At 40.2% G+C, this 10039-nt stretch carries 6 protein-coding genes; 3 read left to right on the plus strand and 3 right to left on the minus strand.

Annotated features, from left to right (window positions below; genetic code table 11):
- Window positions 1-28: 28 nt before the first annotated feature.
- A complete protein-coding gene (locus tag PVK70_RS15515) occupies window positions 29-397 on the minus strand; it encodes a YacL family protein (protein WP_130046222.1) in 369 nt (122 codons plus the stop codon).
- A 137-nt stretch (window positions 398-534) separates the two neighbouring features.
- Between PVK70_RS15515 and PVK70_RS15520 the strand changes: the two genes are divergently transcribed.
- The 3 genes from PVK70_RS15520 (at window position 535) to PVK70_RS15530 (ending at window position 4227) form a co-directional block, all read left to right on the plus strand.
- Window positions 535-1680, plus strand: coding sequence for a sugar diacid recognition domain-containing protein (locus tag PVK70_RS15520; protein WP_130048902.1), 1146 nt, complete (start codon window positions 535-537; stop codon window positions 1678-1680).
- A 126-nt stretch (window positions 1681-1806) separates the two neighbouring features.
- Entirely contained in the window at window positions 1807-3072 is a 1266-nt protein-coding gene (locus PVK70_RS15525) for a GntP family permease (RefSeq protein ID WP_130046224.1), read from the plus strand.
- Window positions 3073-3084: 12 nt separating this feature from the next.
- Window positions 3085-4227: a glycerate kinase gene (locus PVK70_RS15530; protein ID WP_130048903.1), complete on the plus strand. Its 1143-nt coding sequence runs from the start codon at window positions 3085-3087 to the stop codon at window positions 4225-4227.
- Between the two features lie 243 nt (window positions 4228-4470).
- Here PVK70_RS15530 and acnB read toward each other — a convergent pair whose 3' ends face one another.
- Together acnB and PVK70_RS15540 are read right to left on the minus strand one after the other, a co-directional pair.
- Window positions 4471-7059: a bifunctional aconitate hydratase 2/2-methylisocitrate dehydratase gene (gene acnB, locus PVK70_RS15535; protein ID WP_130048904.1), complete on the minus strand. Its 2589-nt coding sequence runs from the start codon at window positions 7057-7059 to the stop codon at window positions 4471-4473.
- 221 nt (window positions 7060-7280) lie between these two features.
- Entirely contained in the window at window positions 7281-9542 is a 2262-nt protein-coding gene (locus PVK70_RS15540) for a patatin-like phospholipase family protein (protein ID WP_130048905.1), read from the minus strand.
- Between the last annotated feature and the right edge of the window lie 497 nt (window positions 9543-10039).

The raw sequence follows: 10039 nt of genomic DNA on the forward strand, positions 1-10039 counted from the left end.
CCCTAGTATTGAGCAGTAACAACTAATATCAGAAGCGTCGAATAAATGCTTCCCAACTTTGGAGCATAGTTTCAAAGTCCTCTAACCCACATACTGAAATACATTCATCGTCATACATATGAATATCTTCTTCAAACTCTTCTTCTGAGTTTTCAAACAGCACGTTTTCCTGCACGATAACTTCTTGATCACTTAGGATAAGTGTCATCACCTTTCCTGAGCGTTTCCATTCGTCTTGAGTATTTTTTACTGCTGCTATTTGCTGATACAACTCCGCCAATAGTTCGGTATCTTTTGCGACATCTTCCACCAACCAACGTCCCATGGCTTCATGCCCCATAGAAAAGTTTGCATGATAAGTGCCATCGAGTGTATTTTTTTTAAATTCGTAATCCATCGGAAACCCTTACGATAATTGACGTTAGCTCACACGTTTTTAACCAAAGACAATGCTGAGCTATTTTCCTCCAGTATAATCCTATCCCTAGTATTTTTATAGCTAAGCCCTTATTCCATGATGAAAGAGATTCAACCATGCAACTAACCACCGTGATCGCAAAACAAATCGTTGAACGCTCAATGAAAATCATCAAGCATTCTGTCAATGTGATGGATGAATTTGGTGTCATTATTGGTTCTGGCGATCCATCTCGACTCAATTGCCGTCATGAGGGCGCTATTTTAGCCATTAATGAAAATCGCATTGTCGAAATAGATCACTCTACAGCCCAGCAATTACGTGGGGTAAAAGCGGGGATCAACTTGCCTATTATTTTCCAAAATCACATCATTGGTGTAGTTGGTATTTCAGGCCACCCAACAGATATTCAACAATACGGTGAATTAGTAAAAATGACCGCTGAGCTAATCATAGAGCAAGCGGCATTAATGACAGAGATACAGTGGTCGAAACGACATAAGGAAGAGTTGGTTTTACAGCTAATTCAACCCTCAGATCTCAATACTCAACAGCTGTATTCAATTGCTGAACGCTTAGAGCTCGATCTTCATCAACCTCGAATCGCTACCATTATTAAGGTTGACTCATTTAAAGGAGAAAACCTTTCTCTTACTCACTTACAAAAGTTAGTTCATTTACTTGAATACCCTGAGCGCGATAATTTGGTCGCGATCAGTTCAGTGACATTAAATGAAGTTGTGGTGTTGAAACCAATTACATTGACGGATAACGGTTGGAATAGATCGCACGAAGAGATACGTATTCGCCAACTTTTCCAAAGGATCTCTCATGATGAAAAGTTCACAATAAAAATAGCACTTGGTGATTACTTTCCAAATCTAGAAGGGCTGGCGCAATCTTATATGACAGCCAAAGCCACCATGAATACTGCCAATTCAAAAAGTCGTATTCTTTTTTACCAAGATAATGTCTTGCCTGTTTTAATTGATGGCTTACAAACCGATGCATGGCGTTCAGAACAACTCGCCCTTCCAATCCAAAAATTAATGGCCAGCGATACAAAAGGTATTTTAATTAAAACGCTTCGAGCTTTTTTTAGTCATAATTGTGATTCAGCTCAAACCTGCAATACGCTTCATATTCATCGAAATACTCTTCGCTATCGAATAGACAAAATACAACAAGAAACATCATTAGATATCAATAAGATAAATGATCGCACTTATTTATATTTATCAACGCTATCAAGTTATACATAATACAGATTTGTGCAACTGCACAATCAAAGCTCTACCCAGACGATAAAATTTGTTCATTCGTCTAAAGCTTATTTCCACACTTAAAGATAGATTACTGACATCTTAATTATTAAATGGAACGTTAATATGATCGAAGTATCGACTTTAGGTGCACTCGCCGCCTTAACCGTTGCAATAACACTCATTTTGAAAAAAGTACCACCGGCTTATGGCATGATCATTGGTGCTTTAATCGGTGGTGTTATTGGTGGTGTATCACTTACAGATACCGTTAACTTAATGATCGGTGGCGCTCAAGGTATTGTTACTGCTGTGCTTCGTATTCTAGCTGCTGGTGTTCTTGCTGGTGTTCTAATCGAATCTGGTGCCGCAACCTCTATTGCTGAAACCATTGTAAAGAAAGTCGGAGAGACTCGAGCTTTACTGGCTTTAGCGGTAGCTACAATGATCTTAACCGCCGTTGGGGTTTTTGTTGATGTTGCTGTTATCACTGTGGCTCCTATTGCACTGGCCATTGCTCGTCGTGCTGATCTTTCCAAAATGGCGATTCTATTAGCTATGGTTGGTGGTGGTAAAGCGGGTAACGTTATGTCACCGAATCCAAACGCCATTGCAGCAGCTGACGCATTTAATGTTCCTTTAACGTCAGTAATGGCAGCGGGTGTGATCCCTGGCTTATTCGGCTTAGTTTTCGCTTACTTCATCGCTAAGAAATTAGTTAACAAAGGCAGCAAAGTTCAAGAGCACGAAGTCGTAGCAGTTGATCATTCTCGCTTACCAAGTTTCGTTACTTCAATCGTCGCACCTCTTGTAGCTATTAGCCTTCTTGCTTTACGTCCTATCGCTGGAATTAACGTTGACCCACTCATTGCACTTCCACTTGGCGGCTTGTTAGGTGCCGTTGCTATGGGACGCTTTAGAGACACCAATCACTTTGCTGTATCAGGTCTTTCTCGTATGGCTCCAGTTGCGGTAATGCTACTTGGTACTGGTACTCTTGCAGGAATTATTGCGAACTCTGGACTTAAATCAGGGCTGATTGATGTATTAACCGCCTCAGGTCTTCCTTCTTATTTATTAGCACCAATTTCAGGGGCAATGATGTCACTCGCGACGGCATCAACGACCGCAGGTACAGCAGTTGCAGCCAGTGTCTTTAGTCATACTATTTTAGAACTTGGGGTTCCCGCTCTTGCTGGTGCTGCAATGATCCACGCAGGTGCGACAGTATTAGATCACATGCCACACGGCAGCTTCTTTCATGCAACAGGTGGCGCAGTTCACATGGACATGAAAGAGCGTTTAAAACTTATCCCATATGAATCAGCAGTAGGTCTTATGATCGCTACTGTTTCTACTCTTATTTTTGGTGTTTTCGGTTTATTTGTTTAATAAGGCTTTATTATGAAAATTGTTATTGCTCCTGACTCATACAAAGAAAGTTTAACGGCGATGGAAGTCGCTACGGCAATTGAAGCTGGATTTAAACAAGTATTACCTAACGCAGAATATATTAAATTACCGATGGCCGATGGCGGTGAAGGGACAGTTCAATCACTCATTGACGCTACTGGTGGTTCTATCATTGAACATACAGTTACAGCACCTCTTGGGGAGAAAGTAACTGGATTTTATGGGTTACTTGGCGATGGCCAAACCGCAATTATAGAAATGGCTGCTGCATCAGGCTTACACCTTGTTGAGCCAAGTTTGCGTAACCCTTTACACACCACAACCTATGGTACTGGCGAGTTAATTAAAGCGGCTCTCGATAAAGGTGTAAAACACATTATTGTCGGAATTGGTGGCAGTGCGACTAATGATGGCGGCATTGGTATGGCTCAAGCACTTGGTATTAAATTGCAGGATCAAGATGGTAATGATCTTGCTTTTGGTGGCGGTTCATTAGCACACCTTGCAACGATCGATACTTCAAATAAAGATCCTCGTCTTGATGATATTACGCTTGAAGTCGCGTGCGATGTCGATAACCCATTATGTGGCCCTAAAGGTGCATCTTTCGTATTTGGCCCACAAAAAGGGGCGACACCAGAAATGGTCAAAACATTAGATTCAAACCTAAATCATTATGCTGATGTGATGAAATCACAATTGAATAAAGACGTAAAAGATACTGAAGGCGCAGGTGCTGCAGGTGGCCTTGGTGCTGCGTTACTTGGTTTATTTGATGCCACGCTTCGACCTGGTATCGAAATCGTAATGGACGCAGTTAATTTAAGTGATGTGCTGGCTAAAGCAGATTTAGTGATTACAGGTGAAGGGCGTATCGATAGCCAAACCATTCATGGCAAAACGCCTATTGGTGTAGCAAGAACAGCGAAAAAGTTTGATTTACCTGTTATTGGTATTGCTGGTTGCTTATCTGATGATTGCGCTATTGTTCATGAATATGGTATTGATGCAGTATTCAGTGTTGTTCCCCGCTCTGTATCATTAGAAACAGCGCTAAAAGAAGCCGCTATTAATGTTGAAAATACAGCAAGAAATGTCGCTGCTATTTACTCTATGAACATTAAAAATAATTAACTTATACCATTCTGGATAAGTAGTTGTTCAGATAATTGCGTAGGAAAAATCGATTAGAGCAAGGCATAAATTACAGTAACTAGTGGTTCTAATTACACCTGATTTTTGCAAGAGAAAGGTATAACGCAGATATAATCGATTTTAACAAGCAAGAATGATCAAATACTTATGTAGATTGGTATTAAGATTCAACGCAATAAAAAAGCAGCCGATTTGGCTGCTTTTTTCATTTATAAACAAAGATTAAGCGGGTTCTTGGAAGATAACCGTATCTGCTTTTTCTGTATACTGACCCATTTTATGGAAGTTCAGGTAACGGTATGTATCTGCAGCTGTTGCATTGATCTTCTCAGCGTACTCTAAGTACTCTTCTTTCGTTGGAATGCGGCCAAGAATCGCACCAACAGCAGAAAGTTCGGCAGAAGCCAGATAAACGTTCGCACCTGTACCCAAACGGTTCGGGAAGTTACGAGTAGAGGTAGACATTACTGTCGACTTGTCAGCAACACGAGCTTGGTTACCCATACATAATGAACAACCCGGAGTTTCAATACGAACCCCAGCACGACCGAAGATACCGTAGTAGCCTTCTTCTGTCAGTTGGTCTTTATCCATCTTCGTTGGCGGAGCCACCCATAGGCGAGTATTTAGTGAGCCGTTAAACTCTTCTAACATCTTACCTGCAGCACGGAAGTGACCAATGTTTGTCATACAAGAACCGATGAACACTTCTTGAATCTCAGTACCTTGAACATCAGAAAGAAGACGAGCATCATCTGGATCATTTGGTGCACATAGGATTGGTTGATCGATGTCAGCAAGATCAATCTCAATAACGTGCGCGTATTCCGCATCTGAATCAGCAGATAGCAACTCAGGGTTCGCTAGCCACTCTTCCATTGCTGTGATACGGCGCTCTATCGTACGAACATCACCGTAGCCTTCAGCGATCATCCACTTAAGCATAACGATGTTTGAGTTCAAGTACTCAGAGATAGACTCTTCAGAAAGCTTAACGGTACAACCTGCAGCAGAACGCTCAGCCGATGCATCAGAAAGCTCAAATGCTTGCTCAACAGATAGGTGTTCAACACCTTCAATTTCTAGTACACGACCTGAGAATTCATTAATCTTGCCTGCTTTCTCTACTGTCAGAAGGCCTTGCTTGATGCCGTATAAAGGAATTGCGTGTACTAGGTCACGTAGCGTGATACCTGGCTGCATTTCACCTTTAAAACGAACCAAAATAGATTCAGGCATATCAAGAGGCATTACGCCTGTTGCTGCAGCAAATGCTACTAAGCCAGAACCAGCAGGGAATGAAATACCTAGAGGGAAACGAGTATGCGAATCACCACCAGTACCTACAGTATCAGGCAGAAGCATACGGTTTAGCCATGAGTGGATAACACCATCACCCGGACGCAGTGAAACACCCGCACGATTCATGATGAAATCAGGTAGCGTATGGTGAGTATTTACATCAACCGGCTTAGGGTATGCCGATGTATGACAGAAAGACTGCATTACTAGGTCTGCTGAGAAACCAAGACATGCCAGATCTTTAAGCTCATCACGCGTCATAGGACCAGTAGTATCTTGCGAGCCTACCGTCGTCATTTTAGGCTCACAGTACTGACCAGCACGCACACCTTCAACGCCACATGCTTTACCAACCATCTTCTGAGCTAGCGTGTAGCCTTTATCAGATGCCGATGGATCGATTGGTTTAGCAAACAGATCCGTTTCAGCTAGACCTAGAGCGTCACGAGCGCGACTTGTTAAGCCACGACCGATGATCAGTGGAATACGGCCACCAGCACGCACTTCATCAAGAAGTACTTTGCTTAGCTCAAAGTTTGAAATCACAGAACCGTTCTTGTGAACAACACCTTCGTACGGGTAGATATCAATCACATCGCCCATGTTCATGTCTTGTACGTTCAGTTCAATGGGTAGTGCGCCTGAATCTTCCATTGTGTTGTAGAAGATTGGTGCAATTTTACCACCAAGACAAACACCACCAGTACGCTTGTTTGGTACGAATGGGATATCCTCACCCATAAACCAAAGTACTGAGTTTGTTGCCGATTTACGTGAAGAACCCGTACCAACAACATCACCAACATAAGCCAGTGGGATACCCTCTTTTTGCATTTCTTCAATTTGAGCAATTGGACCAACGCTACCCTGTTCATCAGGAGTAATGCCATCACGTTCCATCTTCAACATCGCTTTTGCGTGTACTGGAATATCTGGACGTGACCACGCATCCGGTGCTGGAGATAAGTCATCGGTGTTGGTTTCACCAGTGACTTTAAATACTTTAACAGTAATTTTTTCTGCTACTTTATTTTTAGCAGTAAACCATTCAGCATCAGCCCAAGATTGAAGTACTTGTTGTGCTGAAGCATTACCTGCTTTCGCTTTCTCTTCTACATCGTAGAATGCGTCGAACATCAGTAGAGTATGAGACAATGCTTTAACAGCGATTGGAGCAAGTTCTGCATCATCAAGTAGAGAGACTAAAGATTCGATGTTGTAACCACCTTGCATAGTACCAAGCAGTTCAGTCGCTTTTGCTTTGCTAACTAATGGAGACGCTACTTCACCTTTTGTGATTGCAGTTAAGAAGCCCGCTTTTACATAAGCCGCTTCATCAACACCCGGTGGAATGCGATTTTCTAGCAAATCAAGAATAAATTCTTCTTCACCCTGCGGTGGATTTTTTACTAATTCAACTAATGCTGCTACTTGCTCAGCATCTAATGGTCTTGGGACCACACCTTCTGAAGCACGCTCTTCGACGTGTTTACGATAAGCTTCAAGCACGACTTAATTCCTCACTTTCTGGTCTACTCTTAATGAGTAAACATCCTTGGAAACAATTCAGTTTATATCCATTAACTTTTTAATTCTGTTATAAATCTCAATAAAACAAGAGAATATGTATCGGAATAGACTAAAAATGTGGCGAGATGATATCAAATTTAACTCAAAATTAAAATCTCACCACATCAAACAACATACGACTTATGGCGCACTTTTAAACATTATAAAGTTGCACCAATACTTAAATATACTGATTCATGATTTTGCTCTGTGCGACCATAAGCGAAAATAATAGGGCCTATTGGTGAGTCTATTCCTGCAAAAATAGAGCCTGCTGCATACATAGGGGCATCACTAAAATGTTCATCATTCCAGACACTTCCTTGCTCAAGAGATCCACCTAAATATATAGGCGACTGGAATAATCCAAAATCATTGTCCATTAAACGATAACGATAAACTAAACTTGCAAATGCTAAATTCTCACCAGATAAACTGTCTTTTGATATTCCTGATAAATGTAGAAAGCCCCCCAGAGATTTAGGCTCAAGAGGAATACCTCCATTTTTATTTTCTACAACACCATACTCACCGTGCACGACTAAAGTATGACGCTTTATTGTATAAGCAAATCGCCCATTAACGGTTAACTCTACAACTGAATCATCAATCGTATCGCTACTACTAATTTCGCCTAATGTATCTTCGCTATATAAATACTCAGTAAATAAATAAAAACCTTTAGTCGGAAAAGTAAAATTATCCAACGTATCTAAACGATATTGTGCAAATATTCCTTGTCTCTCATAATCACTATTATAATCTGGAATAATATTTAAAACTAAATCACCCGTTGTATATCTCCCCCCGATCCTAAAATCACTCCAAAGCGCGGGTTGTATACCTAGAGATGCTTCAAATTCAAGTTCGTTATATTCAGTTGGTAGGTAGTTATCTATATTATCAAGAGTAGGAGTTGGCCTAAATTGAGTTTGAGTAACGCTATAAGTCCCTTTTAAAGAAGAAAACAATAATTGATTACTAAGAAAAGGCGTATATAGCTCTGCTTGCATCAACTTATCTGTACCTAATTCAAAATTTGTCCTTAACTCAGAACTGTTTTCAGATAAACCAATTATGTTAATATCTGTAAAATTGATAGAAAAACCAAGCGAGTATTTACTTTGATTATAAAAGTCATCTTCTAATGAAAAACGAAAATCTAAATAATTTGGTCCCCAACTTTTTTCATTTACATCAACAACGAGTTCTGTAGATCCATCATTGGCTGTCTGATAAAAATAATCTATTCTTTCAAACCTATCAATCGTATACAAAGCTCTCACCTTGGCTTCTAATTCATCAGAAGAGTAGGTTTTGCCTTCATCTATTTGTAAATACTCTAACAACATACGTTCGCTGTATGAACTGTTATTATTTAAAGTGATATGCTCTATTTCAAGGCTATCACCTCTTTTTAGTTTTCGTGTTTTTTCTTCTTTTTCTTTTAAATATGCTTGATATTCAGCAGGTGGTAATACTAATTTATCTAAGTTTAAATGTTGCTCATAAGCAATATCATAGCCCTTCCCATATGCGAAAGGCATCTTATTAAACTCAGCTGTTTCCATTTTCCCTACATTTGGAGCAAGAAGGATATCATCAGTACTTAATAATTTTTCTTGCTCTTTTGTACTATTTTTTACGATATAATTTGTTAATTGTCCCATAACAGACAAGTAACTAGATATGTCTTCTGCTTCTAAATAATCAGACCCAATATCAACAGCAATAATGATGTCTGCTCCCATATCTTTAGCTACATCAACAGGCATATTATTCACACTACCGCCGTCAACCAATAAGCGGCCTTCGTACTCTACTGGAGGTAATGCACCAGGAACTGACATACTGGCCATCATAGCTTCAGCGAGATTCCCCTTATCTAAAATAACAGGCTCTAAATTTTCAATATCTGTTGCCACAGCTCGAAAAGGGATAGGAAGATCATCAAATGATTGTAGATAGGATACATTTCCTGAAGTTAAACGAAGGATGCTTGCCATATTTTGGCCTTGTACAAAGCCTTTTGGTGCTTTTAATTCTGTAAACGAAAAACCAATATCAGTTCCTATTTGATAACGATCTTCATATTCTTTATCTCTAATCTCCCTCTCGCTTCTCTCTACTTTATCAACAAAGCCACTATTCCAATTAACGGTATCAATAAAAGCTTCTATTTCATCGGCACTCAAACCTGATGCATATAATCCCCCAATATAAGCCCCCATACTGGTACCTGTAATATAATCAATGGGGATTTTCATTTCTTCTAGTGCTTTAAGTACCCCAATATGAGCAGCACCCTTTGCTCCACCGCCAGCAAGCACCAACCCAATTTTAGGGCGAGTTTCATCAGCTAATGCCACTGAAGAAAATAGATATAAAAAAATAGAAGAAAACAGGAGAGGCTTGAAGCGCATAAAATCATCCTTGAAATATTGATATAAAAAGAATACAGGATGAAGAAGGAGATAAAAAGCTTAATCAACTAAACTGCCTATTTCGCAGTATCTACTCGCATAATTATACTTTTATTCAGACGTAAAAAAGCCCTAATCTTTCGATTGGAGCTTTCTTAATATAGCGGCTACGTTAACGGGACTTTCTATTAACCTTGAGAGCGACACGTCCCCCGGTGTGACTGGCCGCTAAGCTCTCCAATAGAAAGTCTAACCAACTGAACTACCACTCCGCAGTGTCTATTCTGTATCATCTTACTTTTATCCGGACGTAAAAAAGCCCTAATCTTTCGATTAGAGCTTTCTTAGTATAGTGGCTACGTTAACGGGACTTTCTATTAACCTTTAGAGCGACACGTCCCCCGGTGTGACAGGCCGCTAAGCTCTCCAATAGAAAGTCTAACCAACTGAACTACCACTTCGCTGTGTCTATTCTGCATCATTTTACTTTTAAAAAG

The organism is Aliivibrio sp. A6 (assembly GCF_028765505.1).
In the GTDB taxonomy this organism is placed as follows: domain Bacteria; phylum Pseudomonadota; class Gammaproteobacteria; order Enterobacterales; family Vibrionaceae; genus Aliivibrio; species Aliivibrio finisterrensis_A.

Bases quoted from the DNA above. Each gene is read 5' to 3' on its own strand.
- PVK70_RS15515 (WP_130046222.1), bottom strand. From the start codon at position 397: ATGGATTACGAATTTAAAAAAAATACACTCGATGGCACTTATCATGCA.
- PVK70_RS15520 (WP_130048902.1), top strand. From the start codon at position 535: ATGCAACTAACCACCGTGATCGCAAAACAAATCGTTGAACGCTCAATG.
- PVK70_RS15525 (WP_130046224.1), top strand. From the start codon at position 1,807: ATGATCGAAGTATCGACTTTAGGTGCACTCGCCGCCTTAACCGTTGCA.
- PVK70_RS15530 (WP_130048903.1), top strand. From the start codon at position 3,085: ATGAAAATTGTTATTGCTCCTGACTCATACAAAGAAAGTTTAACGGCG.
- PVK70_RS15540 (WP_130048905.1), bottom strand. From the start codon at position 9,542: ATGCGCTTCAAGCCTCTCCTGTTTTCTTCTATTTTTTTATATCTATTT.